Origin of the sequence: Roseomonas sp. 18066 (assembly GCF_902706185.1) — a bacterium.
In the GTDB taxonomy this organism is placed as follows: domain Bacteria; phylum Pseudomonadota; class Alphaproteobacteria; order Acetobacterales; family Acetobacteraceae; genus Pseudoroseomonas.
Genome location: NZ_CACSJM010000010.1, coordinates 55,556 through 76,335, shown reverse-complemented (window position 1 = coordinate 76,335; position 20,780 = coordinate 55,556). Strand labels below are relative to the sequence as shown.

Annotated in this window: 16 protein-coding genes and 3 pseudogenes; 7 read left to right on the top strand and 12 right to left on the bottom strand. The window is 68.5% G+C overall.

What is annotated here, in order from left to right; all coding sequences use genetic code 11:
- Positions 1 to 548: SPOR domain-containing protein (locus tag GVN67_RS03810; protein ID WP_235034937.1), on the top strand; the 548-nt coding region annotated here is incomplete at its 5' end.
- A gap of 45 nt (positions 549 to 593) precedes the next feature.
- On the opposite strand, the gene GVN67_RS03805 is transcribed toward GVN67_RS03810, so the two are convergent.
- The gene (locus GVN67_RS03805; RefSeq protein WP_159992949.1) at positions 594 to 1,877 is read right to left on the bottom strand and encodes a folylpolyglutamate synthase/dihydrofolate synthase family protein; all 1,284 of its coding nucleotides are present in this window, start codon (positions 1,875 to 1,877) and stop codon (positions 594 to 596) included.
- Positions 1,874 to 2,932, bottom strand: a complete 1,059-nt coding sequence (gene accD / locus GVN67_RS03800) for an acetyl-CoA carboxylase, carboxyltransferase subunit beta (protein WP_159992947.1) — start codon at positions 2,930 to 2,932, stop codon at positions 1,874 to 1,876. The genes GVN67_RS03805 and accD overlap by 4 nt, the downstream gene beginning before the upstream one ends.
- 145 nt (positions 2,933 to 3,077) lie before the next feature.
- On the opposite strand from accD, the gene GVN67_RS03795 reads away from it, so the two are divergent.
- The 3 genes from GVN67_RS03795 (at position 3,078) to GVN67_RS03785 (ending at position 4,875) form a co-directional block, all read left to right on the top strand.
- Entirely contained in the window at positions 3,078 to 3,425 is a 348-nt protein-coding gene (locus GVN67_RS03795) for a DMT family protein (RefSeq protein WP_159992945.1), read from the top strand.
- A 102-nt stretch (positions 3,426 to 3,527) separates the two neighbouring features.
- Complete coding sequence (locus GVN67_RS03790) at positions 3,528 to 3,953, top strand: response regulator (protein ID WP_159992943.1); 426 nt, start codon at positions 3,528 to 3,530, stop codon at positions 3,951 to 3,953.
- A 106-nt stretch (positions 3,954 to 4,059) separates the two neighbouring features.
- The gene (locus GVN67_RS03785) at positions 4,060 to 4,875 is read left to right on the top strand and encodes a protein-glutamate O-methyltransferase CheR (RefSeq protein ID WP_159992941.1); all 816 of its coding nucleotides are present in this window, start codon (positions 4,060 to 4,062) and stop codon (positions 4,873 to 4,875) included.
- A gap of 53 nt (positions 4,876 to 4,928) precedes the next feature.
- Here the strand turns inward: GVN67_RS03785 and GVN67_RS03780 are convergent, their stop codons facing one another.
- The 4 genes from GVN67_RS03780 to GVN67_RS03765 all read right to left on the bottom strand — a co-directional run bounded on the left by GVN67_RS03780 (position 4,929) and on the right by GVN67_RS03765 (position 9,292).
- Positions 4,929 to 5,792: a glycine betaine ABC transporter substrate-binding protein gene (locus GVN67_RS03780; RefSeq protein WP_159992939.1), complete on the bottom strand. Its 864-nt coding sequence runs from the start codon at positions 5,790 to 5,792 to the stop codon at positions 4,929 to 4,931.
- Between the two features lie 103 nt (positions 5,793 to 5,895).
- Positions 5,896 to 6,822, bottom strand: coding sequence for a proline/glycine betaine ABC transporter permease (locus tag GVN67_RS03775; protein ID WP_159992937.1), 927 nt, complete (start codon positions 6,820 to 6,822; stop codon positions 5,896 to 5,898).
- A gap of 23 nt (positions 6,823 to 6,845) precedes the next feature.
- Entirely contained in the window at positions 6,846 to 8,120 is a 1,275-nt protein-coding gene (proV, locus tag GVN67_RS03770) for a glycine betaine/L-proline ABC transporter ATP-binding protein ProV (protein WP_235034936.1), read from the bottom strand.
- 461 nt (positions 8,121 to 8,581) lie between these two features.
- A complete protein-coding gene (locus tag GVN67_RS03765) occupies positions 8,582 to 9,292 on the bottom strand; it encodes a cytidylyltransferase domain-containing protein (protein WP_159992933.1) in 711 nt (236 codons plus the stop codon).
- A gap of 382 nt (positions 9,293 to 9,674) precedes the next feature.
- Here GVN67_RS03765 and GVN67_RS03760 point away from each other — a divergent pair, with 382 nt between their 5' ends.
- Entirely contained in the window at positions 9,675 to 11,156 is a 1,482-nt protein-coding gene (locus GVN67_RS03760) for a site-specific integrase (RefSeq protein ID WP_159992932.1), read from the top strand.
- A gap of 45 nt (positions 11,157 to 11,201) precedes the next feature.
- Here GVN67_RS03760 and GVN67_RS30520 read toward each other — a convergent pair whose 3' ends face one another.
- Complete coding sequence (locus GVN67_RS30520; protein ID WP_368667222.1) at positions 11,202 to 11,702, bottom strand: hypothetical protein; 501 nt, start codon at positions 11,700 to 11,702, stop codon at positions 11,202 to 11,204.
- Positions 11,703 to 12,352: 650 nt separating this feature from the next.
- Positions 12,353 to 13,045: pseudogene (locus tag GVN67_RS03750) on the bottom strand (IS481 family transposase); the annotation flags it as partial.
- Positions 13,046 to 13,137: 92 nt separating this feature from the next.
- Here GVN67_RS03750 and tnpA point away from each other — a divergent pair.
- Together tnpA and tnpB are read left to right on the top strand one after the other, a co-directional pair.
- On the top strand, positions 13,138 to 13,512 hold the full coding sequence (gene tnpA / locus GVN67_RS03745) for an IS66-like element accessory protein TnpA (protein ID WP_159992929.1): 375 nt from the start codon (positions 13,138 to 13,140) through the stop codon (positions 13,510 to 13,512).
- A pseudogene (gene tnpB, locus GVN67_RS30515) lies at positions 13,509 to 13,610 on the top strand (IS66 family insertion sequence element accessory protein TnpB); the annotation flags it as partial. The gene tnpA and the pseudogene tnpB, both read left to right, overlap by 4 nt.
- 13 nt (positions 13,611 to 13,623) lie before the next feature.
- Here tnpB and GVN67_RS03735 read toward each other — a convergent pair.
- From GVN67_RS03735 to GVN67_RS03725, 4 genes and pseudogenes are all read right to left on the bottom strand, one after another.
- A complete protein-coding gene (locus tag GVN67_RS03735; RefSeq protein WP_159992928.1) occupies positions 13,624 to 14,844 on the bottom strand; it encodes a zinc ribbon domain-containing protein in 1,221 nt (406 codons plus the stop codon).
- Positions 14,845 to 14,951: 107 nt separating this feature from the next.
- A pseudogene (locus tag GVN67_RS29905) lies at positions 14,952 to 15,104 on the bottom strand (IS5/IS1182 family transposase); the annotation flags it as partial.
- A gap of 82 nt (positions 15,105 to 15,186) precedes the next feature.
- Positions 15,187 to 18,975: a caspase family protein gene (locus GVN67_RS03730; protein WP_159992927.1), complete on the bottom strand. Its 3,789-nt coding sequence runs from the start codon at positions 18,973 to 18,975 to the stop codon at positions 15,187 to 15,189.
- A gap of 9 nt (positions 18,976 to 18,984) precedes the next feature.
- On the bottom strand, positions 18,985 to 20,718 hold the full coding sequence (locus GVN67_RS03725; RefSeq protein ID WP_159992926.1) for a serine protease: 1,734 nt from the start codon (positions 20,716 to 20,718) through the stop codon (positions 18,985 to 18,987).
- Positions 20,719 to 20,780: the final 62 nt, after the last annotated feature.

The window sequence follows — 20,780 nt, the reverse complement described above, 5'->3', positions numbered from 1 at the left end:
CGCGACAGGCCCCGGCCATGGCCCCGGCGCAAAGCCAGCTGGCCGCCGCCATCCTGCCGCGCCCGGCCGCCGCCGCGCCGGCCGCCAGCAGCCAGCGCATCGCCACCGCCTTCGCCGCGCCCAGCCCGGCCCCGGCCTTGGCGCCGGCGCCGAGCCCGGCCAGCGGGCTGCGCGGCTTCAGCCTGGTGGGCTCCGCCCATGCGGCGACGGTCGCGCCGCCGGCCAATGTGCTGCGCCTGCCGTCGCGCGACGCGGCACCCGCCCCGGCCCCGGCGCCGACGCCCGTCGCCGCCCCGGCCAACGGCGCCTGGGGCGTCCAGGTCGGCGCCTTCGCCAGCGCCAACCTGGCCCGCACCGCCGCCGGCGAGGCGCGCACGCGCCTCGGCATCAGCAGCGCGCGGCCGGCGATCGAGCAGGTCAGCGCGGGGAACGGAACGCTCTACCGGGCCCGCGTCATGGGGCTGTCGCGCGAGCACGCCCAGTCGGCCTGCGACAAGCTGCGCAGCCAGGGAGCCTGCATCATCGTCTCGCCAGGCGCCCAAGGGTAAGAAAGCAAGCGAAGGCCGGGGGAACTGAGTTCCCCCGGACCCCCACTACACCAAGACAGTATTATCCGCCTTGAGGACCTCGCCAGCCAGGTAAAGGCTGCCGCAGATCAGCACGCGGCCCGGCGCGCCAGCGGCCGCGGCAATGGCGCGCAGCGCCTCGGCCACCGTCGGACCCACCTTCGCCACGCCACCGCTGGCCTCGACGATCGCCTCGACGGGCATCGCCAGGTGCTGGCCGGACTCGGCGACGGCCCAGACACTGTCGGCCAACCCCAGCAGGGGCGACAGGAACGCAGAAGAAGCCTTGCCCTGCTTCATGCCCACCACCAGGTGACGCGGCCGATCGGCCCAGCCGGGCAGGTGCTCGGCCAGCGCCAGCCCGGCGCCGGCATTGTGGCCGCCATCCAGCCAGAGCTCGAAGCCCGGCGGCAGCAGCATCGCCAGGTCGCCATGCAGCCGCTGCAGCCGCGCCGGCCATTGCGCCGTGGTCAGCCCGGCGGCGATCGCCGCCTCGGTCAGCCAGGGCGGGTTCCAGCTGCGCAGCGCCGCGATGGCGATGCCGGCATTGTCGGCCTGGTGCGGGCCCGGCAGCGCCGGCCGCGGCAGCTCCATCACGCCCCCTGGGTCGGCATAGCGCAGGCCGCTCTCGGTCAGGGTGGCGGTCCATTCCTGGTTGCGCACCGCGAGCGTGATGCCGAGGCGGGCGGCCTCGGCCTCCAGCACCATCAGCGCCTCGGCCGATTGCAGGCCGGTGGCCGCCGGGCTGCCGCGCTTCATGATGCCCGCCTTCTCGCCGGCGATGCCGGCCAGGCTGTCGCCCAGGAAGTCGGTATGGTCCATCGAGATGCTGGTGATGGCGCAGGCCGCCGGATGGTCGACGACATTGGTCGCGTCGAACCGGCCGCCGAGGCCCACCTCCAGCACCAGCAGGTCGGCCGGCACCCGGCTGAACAGCAGCAGCGCGACGGCGGTGGTCACCTCGAAGACGGTGATCGGCAGGCCCTGATTAGCGGCCTCGATGTCTTCCAGCGCGGCGATCAGCGCCTCCTCGGAGACCAGGCTGCCGGCCAGCCGCACCCGCTCGTGGAAGCGGACCAGATGCGGCGAGGTATAGACATGCACCCGCTGTCCGGCGGCCTCGGCGATGGCGCGCAGGAAGGCGCAGGTCGAGCCCTTGCCGTTGGTGCCGGCGACATGCACCACCGGCGGCAGCTTGCGCTCCGGGTGGTCGAGGGCCGCCAGCAGCCGCTGCAGCCGTTCCAGGCTGAGGTCGATCAGCTTCGGGTGCAGCCCGTGCAGCCGGTCGATGATCGCTTCCGAACGGCTCACGAGGCGGAAGGCGTGCCCGGCGCGGGCTTGGCGGCGGCCGGCGGCGTCGCGGCGGGCGCCGGCACGATGGCGGGCTTGGCCGCGGTCGGCAGCGGCGTCACCTTGGCGCCGGCGGCGGGGGCGCTGGCGGCGGGCACCGGCGCGGCGGGGATGACGGCGACCGGCTCGGCCAGCTCGGCCTCGGCGGGCGCCTCGCCGGCCTTGGCCAGGAACGGCTCGCGCAGCAGGCTGATCACCCGGGCCAGGCTCTCGCGCATGGCGCCGCGCTTGACCACCATGTCCAGGATGCCGTGCTCCAGCAGGTATTCGGCGCGCTGGAAGCCCTCCGGCAGCTTCTCGCGCACCGTCTGCTCGATGACGCGGGCGCCGGCGAAGCCGATCATGGCGCCGGGCTCGGCGATGTGGATGTCGCCCAGCATGGCGAAGCTGGCGGTGACGCCGCCGGTCGTGGGATCGCACATGACGACGATGAAGGGCAGCTTGGCCTCCTTCACCATCTGCGTCGCGATCACCGTGCGCGGCATCTGCATCAGGCTGACCGCGCCTTCCTGCATGCGCGCCCCACCCGAGGCGGTGAAGACGATCAGCGGCGCATCCTGCAGCACCGCCAGCTTGGCCGCGGTGACGATGGCCTCGCCCACGCCCGCGCCCATCGAGCCGCCCATGAAGCTGAACTCGAAGGCGGCGACGACGGCGCGGCGGCCCTCGATGGTGCCATGCGCCACGGCCACGGCGTCATCCTGGCCGCCCTTGGCCTGGGCTTCCTTCAGCCGGTCGGCATAGCGGCGCTGGTCGCGGAAGCGCAGCGGGTCGGCGGGCGCCCGCGGCAGCTCGATGCGCTGGAAGCCGGGGTCGAAGGTATAGTCCAGCCGACGCTGCGCCGGGATGCGCATGTGGTGGCCGCAATGGGTGCAGACATGCAGCGACCGCTCCAGGTCGCGGTGGAAGATCATCTGCTCGCAGGCCGGGCATTTGTGCCAGAGGTTGTCCGGCACCTCGCGGCGGCCGAGCCATGTCTGGATCTTCGGCAGCGCCCATTCGCTGATCCAGTTCATGTGGAGCCCTCTTTCCTGATGCCTGCGAAGGGGCCGGTGGTAGGCCCCGGGCCCGCCCGAAGCAAGAGGCAAGGGCTTTCCGGCCCCGCCGGACGGGCGTTGAATGGCCGCGCCGGATCAGCCGGCGCCCTCTCGGAACCTCTGCATGAACATGTCCCTGCTGCTGCCGCCGCTGCTGCTGGTCGGCTCCAACCTCGTCATGACCTATGCCTGGTATGGCCACCTGAAGCAGCCGGGCTGGTCGCTCTGGCTGGCGGTGCTGATCAGCTGGGGCATCGCCTTCTTCGAATACTGCCTGGCGGTGCCGGCCAACCGCATCGGCTACGGCACCTATACCGGCCAGCAGCTGAAGATCATGCAGGAGGTGATCACCCTGATCGTCTTCGGCGGCTTCTCGGTGATGGTGCTGGGCGAGCCGCTGCGCTGGACCTACCTGGCCGCCATGGGCTGCCTGGTCGGCGCGGTCATCTTCATCTTCCTGCCGGTGGATTGAGGGGGGAGGGGGCCTCTCTCCTCCATTCGACAGGGGTTAACATCGCGTAAACGTCAGCCCGCCTAGATGCCGCCGTGACCTGGCGGGATCCATGCCTGGCGCATGGGATTTGCAGGCGGATTAAGGAGCGCTGGCGTGGACGAGGCATTGACCGTCCTGGTCGTGGATGACAGCCGGGTGGTGCGCAAGCTGGCGCGCCGCATGCTGGAGAAGCACGGCGCCGTGGTGACCGAGGCGGCCGACGGCCAGGAGGCGCTCGACGCCTGCCGCCTGGGCCTGCCGAAGCTGGTGCTGCTCGACTGGAACATGCCCGTCATGGACGGGCTGGAATTCCTCAAGGCCGCCCGGATCGAGTTCGGTCCGGACGAGCCGCTGGTGATGCTCTGCACCACCGAGAACGACTTCGAGCGGATCCTGATGGCCCTGGGCGCCGGCGCCCAGGAATACATCATGAAGCCCTTCGACGACGAGATCCTGACCGGCAAGCTGGCCCAGCTCGGCCTGGTGCCGGAACCGGCGGGGTCCTGAACCCCTCCGGCGCAGCCGGCGGCGCCACGCCGGCATCGACACCGCCTCCAAGGTCGCTCGACCATCGCCGCAGCAGCCACGGGATTTCCCGGGCCGGAGACGCCGCATGAACGCGGATAGCTTTGTCCTGATCGCGACGCTGGTGAAGTCGCGCGCCGGCATCGTGCTGACGCCGGACAAGGACTACATGCTGGAGACCCGGCTGGCGCCGATCCTGCGGACCGAGGGGCTGCCCAGCCTCGACGCCCTGGCGCTGAAGCTGCGCGACACCCGCTCCGAGGTGCTGGCCCGCGCCGTGACCGAGGCGCTGACGGTCAACGAGAGCAGCTTCTTCCGCGACGGCAAGCCCTTCGACCACCTGAAGCGCATCCTGCCGAAGCTGCAGGCGGCCCGTCCGCCAGGGCAGAAGCTGCGCATCTGGTCGGCCGCCTGCTCGACCGGGCAGGAGGCCTATTCCTGCGCCATGGTGCTGCGCGAGCTCGGCATCCGCGATGCCGAGATCTATGGCACCGACCTGTCGCGCGAGGTGGTGGAGCGCGCCCGCGAGGGGCTGTTCACCCAGTTCGAGGTGCAGCGCGGCCTGCCGGTGCAGATGCTGGTGAAGTATTTCAAGCAGGAAGGCGGCAAGTGGCGGGCAGCACCCGAGCTGCGCGCCATGGCCCGCTTCGAGGAGCGCAACCTGCTGGCCGACCACCGCGCCCTCGGCCGCTTCGACGTGATCTTCTGCCGCAACGTGCTGATCTATTTCGACCCGCCGACCAAGGAGCGGGTGCTGAACGCCATGGCCGCGCTGCTGCCCCCCGATGGCGTGCTGTATCTGGGCGGCGCCGAGACGGTGCTGGGCCTGACCTCGCGCCTGGCGCCGGTGCCGGGCGAGCGCAGCGCCTATGGCCTCGCCTCCAGCATGGCGCTCGCCGGCTAGGCTTTTTCCGGTGCGGCCCGGGACGGTGTCCCGGGCCTGCCGTTCCTCCAGGCCTACCCCGCGAACCAGCCGTTCACCCGGCTGGCATGCTCCTGGATATAGGCCTCGACGGCGGCGTCGTTGTCCTTCTCCTGGGCGACCAGCATGGCGGCCTCGAGCTCGGCCAGCGGCAGGTTCAGCTTCGACAGGAAGGCCGCCAGCTGCGGCTGCTGCTGCTTCAGCCCCGGACGGCCGAGGGCGATCACCTCCTCCGCCCCGCCCAGCGCGCCGCGGGGGTCGGCCAGGTAGCGCAGCGCGTGCTTGCCGAACATCCAATGCGGGCTCCAGGCGGTGGCGACGATCCACTGCTTGCGGCGGATCGAGCGCTCGACCATCGACAGCATCGCCGCCTCGCTGGATTCCTGCAGCGTGTAGTCCAGGCCATAGTCGGTGATGGTCTGGCGCGACAGCCGGGTCAGCCCGGCGCCCGGCTCGATGCCCTGGATCCGGCCCGACAACTTGCCGCGCACATCGTCCTTGGCGAGGTCGGCGATCGAGGCGAGCTCCGCCTCCGGCACGTAGGACGGCACCACCCAGCCCAGCTTGGCGCCGTTGTAGAGGACGCCCAGGCGCTCCGCCTTGCCCTCGACCCGCTGCCAGTAATCGGCATGGGTCTTCGGCAGCCAGCACATCAGCATGGCATCGACATCGCCGCGGGCCAGGCCCTGGTAGAGCGGGGCGACGTCGGTCTGCACCAGCTCGACCTTCAGATCCAGCTTCTGCTCGGCGAGCCTGGCGGCCAGCCGGGTGATGAACTCGGCATCGGCCCAGGGGGCGAAGCCCAGCTTCACCGTGCCGGCGGCACGCGCCAGGCGGGGGGCGGCGAGGGCGAAGGGCGCGGCGGCGGCAAGGCTGAGGAAAGCGCGGCGTGCATGCATGGGGTCAGCGTTCCAGTTCTTGTTCGTGGCGCAGGCCCGCCGGCCGCCACGCCTTGCGGCGCAGCGGCGGACGGCCCGCGTAGGGGACAGCCAGTCGGGAGGGTTACGCGCGGCCCGGATGGGCGGCGGCGGCGTCATCGCGCTCCGCCTCGGCCGCCGCCTTGCGGCTGCCGAGCGCGGCACGCAGCCCGCCGAACAGGCTGGGACGCGCGGCGCCGAAGCTCTGGGTGATGCGGTCCAGCAGCACGGCCAGCACGACGACGGCCAGGCCACCCTCGAAGCCGGTGCCGACATCGAGGCGCTGGATGCCGGTCAGCACGGTGTTGCCCAGACCGCCGGCGCCGATCATCGAGGCGATCACCACCATCGACAGCGACAGCATGATGGTCTGGTTGATGCCGGCCATGATCGAGGGCAGCGCGTTGGGGATCTGCACCTTCATCAGCAGCTGCGTCGGCGTGCAGCCGAAGGCGAGCCCCGCCTCGATGAATTCCGAATGCACCTGGCGCAGGCCGAGATTGGTCAGGCGGACCACCGGCGGCATGGCGAAGATCACCGTGGCGATGGTGCCGGGGACAGCACCGAGCCCGAAGAACATCGCGGCCGGGATCAGGTAGACGAAGGCCGGCATGGTCTGCATCAGGTCGAGCGCCGGGCGCGCGATGCCTTGCACCGCGTTGCTGCGCGCCATGGCGATGCCGAGCGGAATGCCGACCAGCATGGCGAAGCCGGTCGCGGCCAGCACCAGCGACAGCGTCTCCATCATCCGCGGCCAGAGATTCATGCCCATGATCAGCGCCAGCGCCGCGACGGCAAAAACAGAGAACTTCCAGCCGACGCGCCACAGCGCCAGCAGCGCGATGGCGGCGATGATCACCGGGGCCGGCAGGCCGACCAGCGCGTCACGCAGGCCGTCGGTGACGAGCGCGATGGCAGCGGCGATGCCGTCCAGCGCCGGGGTGAAATGGTCGAGGATGAAATTGACGGCCGCATCGGCGGCTTCGCCGATCGGCAGATCGAGATCCTGCATGGCGTGCTCCTTTCCGCGGGCGTTCAGTCGGTGGACCGGTCGAGGCTCATCAGCAGCGTCGACTTGCTGATCGAGCCCAGATAGCGCTGCGCGCCATCGACCACCGGCAGCGGATGCGGGCTCTGCGCCACGCGGCCCATCACCTCGGACAGCAGGTCGTCCGCATGCAGCGGCGCGACATCGGCGAGGAAGGCGTGGGTGTAAGGATCGGCCGCGCCGCTGCGGGCCGCCATGGCCAGGGATTCGGCGCTGACCATGCCGTGGTAGCGCTTGTCGCGGCCGACGACGATGGCGGTGTCGCGGTCATGCCGGCGCAGCCGCTCCAGCGCCGCATGGGCGGCCATGCCGCGGCGCTCGATCAGCGTCACCTGGGTCTCGCGGGCGATGTCGCGGGCGCGGAAGACCTGGCTGACATCGACATTGCGGAAGAAGGAGCGGACATAGTCGTTGGCCGGCCGGTTCACGATCTCGTCCGGCGTGCCGACCTGCACCACATGGCCGTGCTGCATGATGGCGATGCGGTCGCCGATGCGCATGGCCTCGTCCAGGTCGTGGCTGACGAAGACGATGGTGCGGCTCTGCTCGGACTGCAGCCGCAGCAGCTCATCCTGCATCTCGGCGCGGATCAGCGGGTCGAGGGCGGAGAAGGCCTCGTCCATCAGCAGCACGCTGGGCTCGCTGGCCAGCGCGCGCGCGAGGCCCACGCGCTGCTTCATGCCGCCCGACAGCTCCTCGGGGCGCGACTGCGCGTAAGGGGCGAGGCCCACGCCCTTCAGCGCCGCCATGGCGCGCTGGTGGCGCTCGGCCTCCTTCACGCCGGCGACCTCGAGGCCGAAAGCGGCATTGTCCAGCACGGTCCGGTTCGGCAGCAACGCGAAGGACTGGAAGACCATCGCCATGTTGCGGCGGCGCAGCGCGATCAGGTCCTGGGCGGACAGCTTGGTCACATCCTGGCCGTCGATCTCGATGGCGCCGGCGGAAGGCTCGATCAGCCGGTTGATCAGCCGCAGCAGGGTCGACTTGCCGGAGCCCGACAGCCCCATGATGACGAAGATCTCGCCGGCATGGATGTCGAAGCTGGCATCGTGCACGCCGATGGTGCAGCCGGTCTGGGCAAGGATGTCTTCCTTGCTGCGCCCCTCGCGGGCGAGGGCGATGGCCGTGTCGGGCCGGTCGCCGAAAACCTTGAAGACGTGGCGGACAGCGATCTTCACCTGCGGGCCGGCCTCGTCGATCGACGGCGGCGCGGCAGACAGGTTCGGCCGGGCGTCGCCGCCCGGCGGGGTCGTGGTTTGCATGGCGTCCTCGGGCCTGCCGCCCGCCTTCGGGAGCGGCATCACCTCCATAGAGTTGGCAGATGACAGCGTCTGTGGATTGTGCCCTGAAAATGACACAGTCCAGAGACGCCGCCGGCTAAGGGCCCTGGTCTAGGCATTCGCCCGGTGGATGTCCACCCTTGAATGGGAAAGGGCCAGAACAATCACAGAATCGTCGGGGACGAATGGAGAATTACAGTCGATAATCAGGCGAGTTCTTGCCAGGGTTATCCCGGCATGAATTCACATGTATTCAGGATTTCAATTTTTGAACCAATATCGAAACATAAAGGACTGACCGGATGCCGGCAGGTTCTTCCTGAACACCCCTGTCCGGGATTGGTTTCAGGCTGCCGGCAGGCATGAAAAAGGCCGCGGCCCCGGTGATGCGGGAGCGCGGCCTTGGCGGGGCGAGGGGCCGCAGGCCCCTCCCGGTCAGCGTGTCACAGCAACGACTGGCCGCGCTGGACGCGGGCGCGGGCAATCTCGTCGAGCAGGTCGAACTGGTCCTGCCAGTCGATGTCCATGGCGTCATGCTCGGGCATGGCGTGGAAGTAAGGCTTGCGACCAATCCGGTCGCCGGTATCGCGCATCACCGAGAAGGGCATCATGTAGACGCCGTGATTGATCTCGTAGACCGGCTCGATATCCTGGCTGCGCGGCCACTTCTCGACACTGTTGTCGTAGTTGAAGGGCTTGCCGTCCTTCCACAGGAACTTCTGCAGCTTGGTGGCGGTGATCAGCGAGTCGTGGCCCTGGGCCGCGGCGGCATGATAGGCCGCGATGACCTCCCGGTAGCTGGCCGAGGTGATCAGCGGATGCGTCACATGCGTCCAGACCATCACCCCGTCCTGCTCGAGATAGGCGATGTAGTCGCGGATGAACTCGCCCATCGAGGTGCTGCTGACGCCATACTTGTCCGGCCGCGGCAGCGGCTGCACGCGCGGGTCATGGTCCTGGCGGAAGCGCTCGGCATAGTCGAGGACGGCCGCGTCGTTGGTGGAGACGACGATGCGCGACAGCTCCGGCACGCGCTGCAGCTGGCGCAGCTTGAGCTCGAGCAGCCCGCCGTCGAAGCCCGCGAAGGGGCGCGTGTTCTTGTTCTTCACCCGCTCGCTGCCGGCCCGGCAGGGAATGAACCCGATCAGATCCACCACTGGACATCCTTCTCATGGCCGGCGCCCGGGGATAGCCCGGGGCCGCGCCGTCTGGCGCGACCCTAGACGAGCGCGCGGCATCTGCCCACCACCCCCGCCCGTGCGGCAGATGGCGGCAGCGCATGCCTTGGCCGGGCCGCGACCCACCGCCAGGCCCGCAATGAAGACCGGAAAATGTCCCCGGCGGGATTCGAACCCACGGCCCCCAGATTAGGAATAAGGTGACCTATTTCGCCATTGCGGACCCCGGATCGCCAGAAGTCGCCATATATCTACAATATCTTTGACAGGCCCTCTTACCAAATCGCCTCAAGCCGCTAAGAATCGCCATTGCGGACCCGCCTTTGGGGTCCGCAGCGGGTCCGCAGATCGGGGACTGATGCTGGTGCCGAAACTCACAGAGAAGGCCGTCGCTGCCTTTGCCATTCTCGCTGAGAAGCGGGAGGCTTGGCTCTCGGACGTAGAGGTCCCCGGCTTGCGGCTCAGGGCGACAACAGGGGCCAAAACCTTCTATGCCTGCTGGACCAATCGGGCGACGGGCGAGCGGCAGCGCGAGAAGCTTGGTCTCTGGGGCGCTCTGACCGTGGAGCAGGCCCGTACCGCTGCCCGGATCGTCCTCGGCAAGGTCGCCACCGGCGGAGATCCTGCGGCCGAACGGGCCGCGCGTGCTGCAGATCACGCCAAGCGCAAGGCGGAGGCCGCCCTGACTGCGACCGAGGCAGCCTTCACGCTTGACCTGCTGATCCAGGACTGGGAGACGCTCCATCTGTCGACGCGCCGGGCAAGCTACCGCGCGGAAGCCACCCGCGCCCTGCGCCACGCCTTTAAGGTGCATCTCGATGCGCCGGCGAAGGCGTTGGATCATGTGGCGGTACTCGCTGTGATCGACCGGTTGGCCAAAGCTGGCAAGGCGACGACCGGAGGGCTCGTCCTGCGCTATGGATCAGCCTGTTATGGTTGGGCGGTGAAACGGCGCCGCCTGCTGCTCAACCCCTTTACCGGGCTGCCGATGCCGGAGAGAACAGGGAGCCGCGAGCGCGTCCTTACCAGTCAGGAAGTCGGCGAAATTTGGCGCGCCGCCGGCACGATGACCGCGCCCTATGGGCCCGCGACGCGCTTTCTTCTGTTGACCCTCGCCCGACGCGACGAGGTCTGCGGCATGCGATGGGGTGAAGTGTCGCCCGACCTGTCCACCTGGACCCAGCCGGGCAGTCGAACGAAGAACGGCCGTGGGCATGTCGTCCCGCTCAGTTCACCGGCGCGCGGTGTGCTGCGTGACATGCTTGGCGCGGACCCATTGGGGCCGGTGCCTGCCCGTCCCTCCGCCGATCAGCTGGTGTTCGGCAGTGTGACAACCCTAGGCCTGCGCCCGATCAGCGGACATAGCTGGGTGAAACGCACGCTCGACGCGGCCATTGCCGCTGCCCGGGCAGAGGCCGCCGCGGCGGCTGGACGTCAGGCCGAAGCAATGCCGGGCTGGGTACAGCATGATTTCCGCAGAGCGGGTGTGACCTGGCTCGCTGGCGCCGGCTTCGCCCCGCATGTCGCCGACAGGCTGCTCAACCACGCCAGCGGAACCATCAGCGGCGTCGCGGCCGTGTATCAGCGCAACGACTTCATGCCCGAGCGGCGTGAGGCGCTGGAAGCCTGGGGAGAGCACGTTGATGCTGCCGCGGCCGAGGGCCGGGTCGATGCGCAGCAGCAGGGCGCGGACGACGCTGTGCCCCCTTCGCATGGCCCAATTTTTCGCTCCCGTGCCAGCAAGCGTTGGAGCGACGCCCCACTTACCGAGGGCGCTCGGCGCGATAGCGCGCCGAGCAATCTGGCCGGCGTTAAAGCGGCGAAGAAACCATATCGATGAAAGTGACGGCCGCCTGTTAGCGAAGCTGAAGAGGTAAGGGCCAGATCAGGTGTCGCCGTCCGCGACCGGCTGCAGCGCCTTGCCTTGCATCTGCTGCAGCAGCAGCGCCAGCGGACTGGCTTCGGCTGCGTTCGCCGGCTCCGCCACCGTGCCGTAGACCTTCGGCGCCAGCTTCGCCGCCCGCCATTGCCGGGCCCAGATGCGCAGCCTCACAACCTGCCAATTCTCCGGGGTAGCGCTGTCGGCAAGATCGATCGTGTCGTCGATCATGGCATGCTGCTGCGCTTCCCTCGCGCGCGCGATAGTCGTCCGGAAGTCATTATCGGCCGCCATGCGCGCATAGACCGCCGTCTTGCTTGGGCAATCCGCCTGGGCGCAGGCTTGACCCATACTCATTCCGCCGATGAGAAGCTCGCACAGGCGGGCAACTGCCTTCGTATCATCAGGCGTTGGCTTCACAGGCGGGCGCCCAAGCTGTGGCCGAGCAGCAAGTTGAAGCGCTCGCTGCCGTTGCCTCGTCCTGCATGCCTTTCGTGCCTGCGCCATGGTCAGCCCCTTCGCCATCTATCGAGACCAGGGACCGCACTTCCTGCGCGGCCAATGCTCTTAGTTTAGCACGGCATAAGGCTGGGCTTCCACATAGGCGTTGCGAAGCGCCGCGCATCATCCGTTTTACCTGATGGAGCATACCGTGAAGGCACATCCTCCTTCGCTTATTGGGGGAACTTGGGGAACGTGGGGTACAGCGTTGGAAACAGTGGCTTGACCTGAGTTCCCCGCTGAACCTCGGCGGCGGGTCAAAGGGAACGTGGAGCCACTAGCTTGTCCGGCGCGGGCCTGGACCGAGACCGGCGCCTGCTGCGTGGGCGCTGCAAGCCGCAATGCGGTGCCAGTCTCGGACAGCAAGTGGCCTCGTGCGTTTGGCGCCGCGCCGGTGGCACGCACCTCCGGCAGAGTTACGGCGCCGTCGGTCTAGCCGGCTTCTAGCGCCGGCGGCTCGGCCCCGCGGGCAGGGCGAGCCCGGCGGCGGCGAGCAGGACGAGGAGAGGCGCCATCCGGGTCGTGCAGCCCAATGGCGCGTCGAGGGGGGGCCGGGCGCGGCGTGAACACCAGCGCAGGTTCATGCCGGCGTCGAGCAAGAGGTGATCCACAACCCACCTTGCCTGAGAGGATCGATCTCTTGACGTGGCACCTCACTAGATGTCGTTTCCAAGGACATTGTCCCTGGTGATGCGGCGGATGGGCGGCAGTCCGTTGAGGGCCGAGTGAGGCCTGAGGGTGTTGTAGGTGTGCAGCCAGGGATGCATGGCGCGGCGGCGATCGGCTGAGGAGGGGAAAGGCGAGGCGTAGGCCCATTCGCGGATGCTGGTCTGGATGAAGCGCTCGGCCTTGCCGTTGGTCTGCGGGGTGTAGGGCCGGGTGCGCTTGTGCTTGAGGCCATGGGCGGCGATGGCGGCAGCGAAGGATCTGCTGCGGTAGGCGGAGCCGTTGTCGGTCATGACGCGCTGGACGATGACGCCGTGGGCCTTGAACCAGGCGATGGCGGCGTCAAGGAAGGCGACCGCGCTCTCCTTTTTCTCGTCGGGCATCATGGCGGTGAAGGCCAGCCGCGAGGCGTCGTCGATGGCGACATGCAGGTACTCCCAGCCGATGCCGCGCTTGCTGCTCTGGCCCGTGCGATCGCCGGTGATGCGATGGCCGATGCCTTCGATGCGGCCAAGCTTCTTGATATCGATGTGGATCAGCTCGCCGGGCTGGTCGCGCTCATAGCGGATGACCTCGGGCTTGGGGTCGAGCGCCCGCAGCCGTCCCAAAGCGAGGCGGCGCAGGGCCAGCCCGACGGTAGAGACCGGCAGGCCCAGCGCACGCGCAATGGCCGGGTGTCGGCCTCGCAACCACAGCCAACCAACTCAGCCCCGGAGGGACAACCTCCATAGCAGCGACAACTAGAGCTAGCCTCAAGGCGGAGCGGATCGAGATCGTGACGCGCGGCGAGGGTCGTCGGAGCTACACGCCGGAGGAAAAGGTCCGGCTGGTGGCGGAGACGCTGCGCCCGGGTGCGTCAGTGCAGGCCGTGTCGCGTCGCCATGGTGTCTGCTCCAGCCTGCTGCACCGCTGGCGGCGTGATGCGCGGGCTGAGGCGCGCGGGCCGGGTGGTGCGGTGCCAGGGCTGCTGCCGGTGCGGCTGATGACCCCCGAAGTCGCCGAGGCGGCCGAACCTTCCGGCAAGGCTGCCGATGGTGGCGCCCCGCCAATCGAGATCGTGCTGCGCAACGGGCGAGTGCTGCGGGTGAGCCCGGCCACGGATCCAGCCGTCCTAGCCCGCCTGGCTCTGGCTCTGGCTCTGGAGGCATGATCACACCGCCTGCCGGGGTGCGGGTCTGGCTGACGGCGGGCCCGACCGACATGCGGCGTGGGTTCAACGGGCTCGCGTGGCTGGTGCAGGAGGTGCTGGGGCGGGATCCGTTCAGCGGCCATGTGTTCGCCTTTCGCGGCCGCCGTGGCGGTCGCGTGACATTCTGCACCCTCCTTGTAAGAGACCCGGCAGCTGCATGGTCTCATCTCGGTGATATCCCTGCAGGTTCTTCGGCCGCCGCTCCTTCACGCGCCGTAGTCCTGCCAGAACCGGCTCGGCGACGAGCGCCTCGAGAGGGATCTTCCAGGGTGCGTAGGCCATGGCCTGCTCGGCAGGCAGGATCCCCTCGCGGATGAGCCGCAGCACGGAGGGGATGCAGATCCCGAACCGCCGCGCCACCTCCTGCATCCCAATGCTGGTCGGAGCCCCCTCCGGCGCCTGGAACGGCGGAACACCTAGACGCTCCCGTACCTCCCGTACGGTGACCGAGGTCCAGTTCTCGCCGACGGACGTCCTGCACCGCATCCGGTTCAGCGTCACGGCGATCTCCCGGTCCGGCCACTCCTGGGCGAGGCGGCGTACCACCTCGGCCGGGGAGCGGGCGGGCTCGGCGCGCCGCGGCTTGCACCGCACCCGCGGGACGCGGGCCTCGGTGTGCTGCCCACCGGCCCAGTGGACGATCACCACGGCCTCATGCGTCGCGTCGTCGAGGTCGATCACCACCTCGCGCACCAGGATGTGGATCAGGCGCTGACGCGCGCGATTGTCGGCCGTTGGCGCATTCCAGGCGGTGGGAAGGTCCCCCGCCAGGCGCAACAACGCGTCGCGGTCAACCTCCGGCCGTGCCAGCGCCGAGGTCTGGGCGGCGGCGATCCGTCGTTCCAGGGCAGCGACCCGCTCCAGGGCGGTGTTCCAGCGAGCCTCCAGCTCGCGCGCGACATGCCGCCTGGCAGGATCGACAAGGTCGTACCGTCGCGCGGCGAGCGACGCGTCGTAGCGTGCCGCCTCGAGGTCGCGCCCGAGGGCCACGGTCAGCGCATCGTCCTCCGCCACCACCTTCTCGGCAGCGAGGATCACTGCCTCGACGGCATGGCCCGAGACGGCCTCGAGCATCAGCGCCGTCACGGCCTGGTCCACACGCACGCCGCCGATGCCAATGCACAGGCCCGCCCCAACATGCGCATCGTCGCCCCGGCACTGGTAGCGGTGGGCATGGCCCGAGCCTGAGCCGTAGAACACCCGCATCATGCGTCCGCAGCGCCCGCAGCGGACGAGACCCGTCAGGAGGGCGCGCCCGCCGCGTGCCGCCTTACGCGACGCCCGTTTCTGCATGTGGGCATTCTCAACCGGATCGGTGAACTCGCACCCTGGAACCTGAAACTCGCCGACGGCTAATCGCCGTCAGACCAGTGTCGCCGTAGCCGTCGGTGGACGCTTACGCGCAGATCGACTTCCGGCTTTCTGCCCCGCCGTGACGGCTTCGGCAGCATCGGCTCGATTCGCGCCCATTCCTCATCCGTCAAGTCAGATGGGTAGCGCTTCGCCTTTCGGCCAAGCTCGGCCATCCGGTCTCGGGTCTCTCGGGTCCACATCCCGAGCTTGAATCACCTCCGTCGCGTCGCGCCAAGCCATTCTCAAACGGTCACTGAGTGCATGGGGACGATACGGTCGATTTCAGCGAAGCGCTGCGCCATCCGGTTCCGAACTACTCTGGCCGGTTGACCGGGGTCCGATCCGGTATGCCTCGCCCCGCCCGGACCGTGCGGCCTGAGCGACGCGCTCGAGCTCGGATGCTACGTCGGCTAGCCGGGTCTCTCTGCCAGGCAGCTCATTGATCCGTGAACGCGTCTCGTCCAGAAGCGCTTCAGGCTGCCGGCGCATGACCTCTTCGGTTAGAGTTACCAGACGTGCAGCTAAACGACGTTCGGCGAGCACGGCAACGGGCTCTGCACCACGCAGCGTACGCAACGCGAGTTCGGTATCGCCTCGCAAGCTGTGCACGCGTGCCATCAGTTCCATGCGGATAGCCCACATGGGCGCCGCATCGCTGGCTAGAAGTTCCTCGTACCGGATGGAATCGAGCGTCGCCTGAGCGAGAACGAGCCATCCGTCGCGTTCGGCGGGCCTCGTGACAGCAGATGCCGTACGATCGTGCAACTGGGCTAGCGCCACGTAAAGCGCAGCTCGGGAGAGCCGGAAGCGTGGTGGCCGGAATCGCTCGGCGGCTTCCCCGGCCAGCCCCGCGGCAGCGCGCAGATTCAGGTCGCGCTGCGCCAGCCCGGTCTGAAAGTAGCCGACGAACTGAGCGCCGCGACCGCTGGTAAAGGGCGGCACATCGAGGTCGCCCTGGAATACAAGCGTGGCATCCGGACCGGATCTGCTCAGGCATGCATCGCGCGCGACCGTTGTGAGCCAATCCCTGTAAGAGCTCTGCCCCGGCAAGCCGAAAGGCTGACGGAGCAGCGCGCCGGCGAGCGGCGAGGCGACCGGTGACCCGCTGTCGTCAAGGCAGGCGTGCGGCGGCTCGTCGGCCGACTGCGTAAGGCGCCCTTCAAGCCAGATATGGACCTGCCGATCCGGCACGGTGCCGCGCGCAAGAGCGACTGGGCGCACGTTCTCGGATACGGTGGCCGGCCCGGCCGAGGAGACTGGCAATGGCCTGGGTCGCACTGAATCGACGTGCTTGTCGAGGATCTGGTTGCCCCGCTCGGGATCGAGGAGCGGCGTTGTGAATTGCGCATCGTAGATGCCTACGAACGCAGCCGGCCCGACCACGCGGGCAATGTCCCACAGATCCACTAGGCCGGCGGCGTCCCAGCGGAGGCCGACTGCCGGCGCGTGGGCGCGCGCCGATTGGCCCTGCGCCATCACTGAGCGAGCCCCTACCTGTAACCCTGACGTGGCTAGATAACGCCGGCCGTCCAGTTCGATGCCACGGCCACTGAAGACGAGAACAAGCAGATCTTCGGACCGTCCTGCAAGGCTGGCGCGCGCCTCGGCCAGCTGCGTCATGAAATCCGATGCCAGGCGCGGCTGGACCGCGGGCCTGACCTCCACCTGCGTGTTCCCGACAGCCAGTCTGTCACGCAGGCGCTCGGCATAGGCAGTGACGTCGGAGAGCGCGTGCGGGACATCCGCGACGAGCGGCGAGACGTAGTCCTCCGCCGCTACGGACAGGATGACGACACGCCGGCCCTCCTTGTCAGCGACGCCCCCTGCGCGTGCGTTAAGAGCCTCGGCGATGCTGTTGACGGCAGCGGCGGCTGCGCTCGCCCCCAGACCCTCTCGACTGGCTTCCTGAACGGGCGTCGCCGCTACCCGGAGTGTGCGCGCCGCTTGCTCGTAGACGGCGGCTGCGTCGAATGGATTGCGGCGTCCGAGATCCAACTCGGCCGCACGCCTCATGTCGAGCAGGGCGTCGGCTTGGCCTTGCATGTCGCATTCAGCGAAGGACCGGGTTGCGCAGCCTCGTGCGGCCGAGAACGCGAAATGTGCCAATGGGGCGAGGTCGGCTACAGCCCTTTCGCCGAGCTCCGTCCCGCGCCAATCCGGTACCCAGCGCGGAGTTCCGGCCACGAACGGTCGAATGCCGCGGACTTGGCGATGACATGCGGACACCTGAGCCAGCGCCTCCTCGTCATCCAATTCAAGTCTGAACACCCTAGCCATCGCAACAGAGGTGTCACAGGAGTTCCCCATCCCCCCGCCAAAGGTCATACCATTGTGTTCTGATGCAGCAACGAAAATCGGCATAGGCCATGCGGATCTCGGTTTTTCAGTTAGCAAGTATCCACCAAATGGCACATCGGAAATTAGGGCGAGCGGGCCTTGCCATGCCTCGGCGAATGCGGTGGCGACTTCCGCATTCATGGGCCAGACACGGCAGTCGGGTGCTATACCCCCTGTATAGCAAGAATTATTTGGCCTAAGGGTGCCGTCCTGCGAACGCTGGTCAACGTACGCAACCCCGGTAGAAACAACTACCAAAGGGCGTTCGCGCCTAGGGTCCGTAGGGCTGTCCTCCAATCTCCACTGTCTTATTGTCGCCAAAATCGCTGCCATGTCCACGCGCGAGTTCGGACTAGAAATATTGGACACCACGAGGTGAGGGGTTGCCCCGCCCAGTCCCATAAGTACTTCCTGCCAGGAGGCTGCATCACGTTCAGCATGATTATTTTGAATATTGACAGAATTTACTATAAGAGAACGGAAGTAAGGGGTCTGCCTTAGTTGTCGATGCAAACTAGTGAGAGTCGGATAATTTAGAGCATTCTGCTCCGCGAGCTCCGCAGCTTGCCGCCGCTCGTCCGCGGCCAGCAAATCGCTTCGAGCGGCATCCCTTAAGGCGCGCTGGACCTGCTCGCCGCCAGGCTCCAGCCCTGCTTGGGCGCGCCGCAACGACGCACGCGGCCGCAAGCCAGGGTGGCGGGGGTCTACCTGCGTCAGGTGCTCACGGGCGAGATCTCGCAACAATGCCCTCTGCGCCGACAGCTCGGCCCGGGGGACCGTGGGCGAACCACCGGGCTGCTCAAGTTCCGTGGCCCCGCCCGTCCCCTCGAGGGCCTGCGTCGCGGCGAGCAATCCAAGGCCGACCAAGTAGTCGGCCTCACCCTCGGCGCGCCTCGTCACCCCGACCACGATGTTGCCGGCGAAATCCGGGCTCCGTGGTAGCGCTTCCCCAATGCCGGCTTCGATGTGGTCGAGGAGGCGCGCGGCGCTGATCACGCCATCCGGCCCCGCCGCTGCGCCGCGCAACCCGTTCAGGAGATGATGGGCGAAGCGGCTGCTACCGAGAGCGCGGTCCTCGAATGTGTTCTGGTTGCGCGGCGCCGCCGGCAGGATCGCCCGCTCGAAGCGGCCCGGGCGAAGCTCCTGCGACAGCCGCTGCACGCGCTCAATCAGCGCAGGGTCATCCCGGTCGACGGACATGGAGCCTTCGGCATTCCCGGCGCCGCACATGTTCACCAGGAAGGTCAGCCTGACACCGATCAGCTGCCGCCCCTCCACCTCCTCCTGCACGCGTTCGGCAATCTCCGCGAAGGGAACGGCGCGCTGCTTCGTCGCCGGGATGTAGTCGCTCGGCAGGTACCAAAGCCGGCCGCTGGAGGAGAGCGTGCCGTGGCCACCGAGGTAGATCACCACATGCGCACCGTTCTCGATCCGACTGACGAAGACCTCGAGGTTGTCGCGCAGATTCTGCGCGGTCACCAAGCTCCTGGTGCCGTCCTCGGCGAGCAGGAGCGTGCTGGCAGGATGGAGCTCCGTCAGGAGCTGAAGCTGCCCATGCACGCGTCGGGCGTCACCGGCTGCAAAGATCAGCCCGTCCAGGACCGTATCCTTGTAGTGTTCGATCCCGACGACGAAGGCCATCGTGGGCGGCGGTGCGGTCTGCGCCCCGGCGGGCCGGGGCGGCGTGCACAGCCCGAAGAGCAGCGCAAGTACGAGCATGCGTGCGGCAGCCACCACCACCTCCTAATCGACGATGCAGAGCCGGCCGTCGGCGAAGCGCTCCCGCATCGCCTCGGCGATCGGAATGCGGCGGAGGTCCTCGGCGCGGCAGTTGCGCCCGGTCGCGACCAGCGTCGCCGTATGCGGGCTGTTGCGCAGGTCGCGCAGGATGGCATGGACCGGCAGCACGCGCTCATGGACCTTCCAGGTCGCGGAAAGCCGGACGCCCGTATCCGGCATGCCCCTGTTGAGGATGCCGACGACGCACTGGCCGCGCTCGCGATCATAGACGGGGCCTCCGGAGTTCCCTCGGAAAGTGTCCGCGACAATCCCCATCCGCGGCTGCCCCCCATCCCGGACATCGGAGAACTCGCGGAAGCGGGAGAGCTCCAAGGGTTGTGCCTCGAGCAGGTAGCTCTCCTCGAACTCCCTCAGGACCTCCGCCCGCTCCGCCGCATCGGGGAAGTCGGCCGCCACGTCCATGCGGAGTAGACTGAATTCGTCACCGTCCATCACCCGGCTCGGCAGATGGACCCTGGCGTTGTCATGCACGGTCACTGGGCCGCCGCGCGGATAGCCGACGACATAGAGCGGATCGGCGCGGTCGGGCGGCCTCATCCGGAGGCAATGCGGCCTCACTCCCTCCGGCAGCAGCGGTTCGCCTTCAGGCGCGAGAATGCGGACGATGGCGTAGTCGAAAAGGGAGGCTCCGAACCGGCCGGCGAGCAGGTCGGCCCAACGCTCCGGCGCCGGCGCGACCGGCTCCTGAGCAATGGCACGGCGGACGCGCGGAGGCGAGGAGCCATCCGGTTGCCGCATGTGCTGGAACCACACCTCAAGCTGGCCAGGCGCATGTGCTGGCGGCCCGGAGAAGCAGTGCCCAGCGGTGAGCACGAGGTCGCGGGCAATGAGGACTCCGCTGCACAGAGCCGTGTCCGCATCGGGCTTGCCGATGGCGACGACCGCGGCCGAGTCCCGATAAATCCAGTCGTAGCGCCAGGGCGGGTAATTATCCAGGAAGCCGAACATCGCCTTGTACTCCGTGCCGTCCGGCAGGCTTTCGACCACGCTGCGCCGCACCTCCGCCCAGCGCAGCGCGATGCGCCCCTCAGCCGTGCGGTCGCCTGAGCGGACTGCCTCCGTGTGGGCGGCCGCCAAGCTACGCATGTCGCGGAGGGTCAGCCGACCAAGATCGGTGTCGTTGCTGAGCGTGCGGCTGGTGACATTCATGCTTCCTCCCGGCTGCGCCGCGGCATTCAGCCGGCCCAGGATCGCGTCTGCAGCGGCGTGCGCCACGGCTTCGGCACCGACGGCGGCAGCCCTGGCCGAAGCCGTGGCGGGGGCTGGTGCCGAAGCGGCGAGCGCATAGTCCTCGACCACCAGGGTACGCGCGGCGACATCCGCCCGCCCTCGCGCCAGCAACTGGGGACCGACCGCGAGGCTGGATACCCGGTCCGGGTTGGTGACCGTCAGCAGCGACAGCGAGCGGTCTTCCGGTACGAAGACATAAGAGCCAGCGGCGCGCTCGATGAAGCGGCCGAGCAACGGGCCGCGCTGCATGGCCTCCACCACGGCAGATGCGGCCTGCCCAGCCCGCTGCCGCAGTAGTGGCGCGGCGTTCGCGGCCCCGTCGGGCGGCGGTTGCACTCCGGATTGCGCGCGCGCTGGAACGTCCGTCCCGCTCAGCACGGCCGCAGTGAGTACCACGAGGCAGGCCTTGGCAAGCGGCGCGTACCGGCCAGGGTTGCTGCTCGCCATCCTCGTCCTTCGCATGGCGGATCCCTCCAGCCGCGCGGCAGAGCCCAATCCGCTGCGCGGCG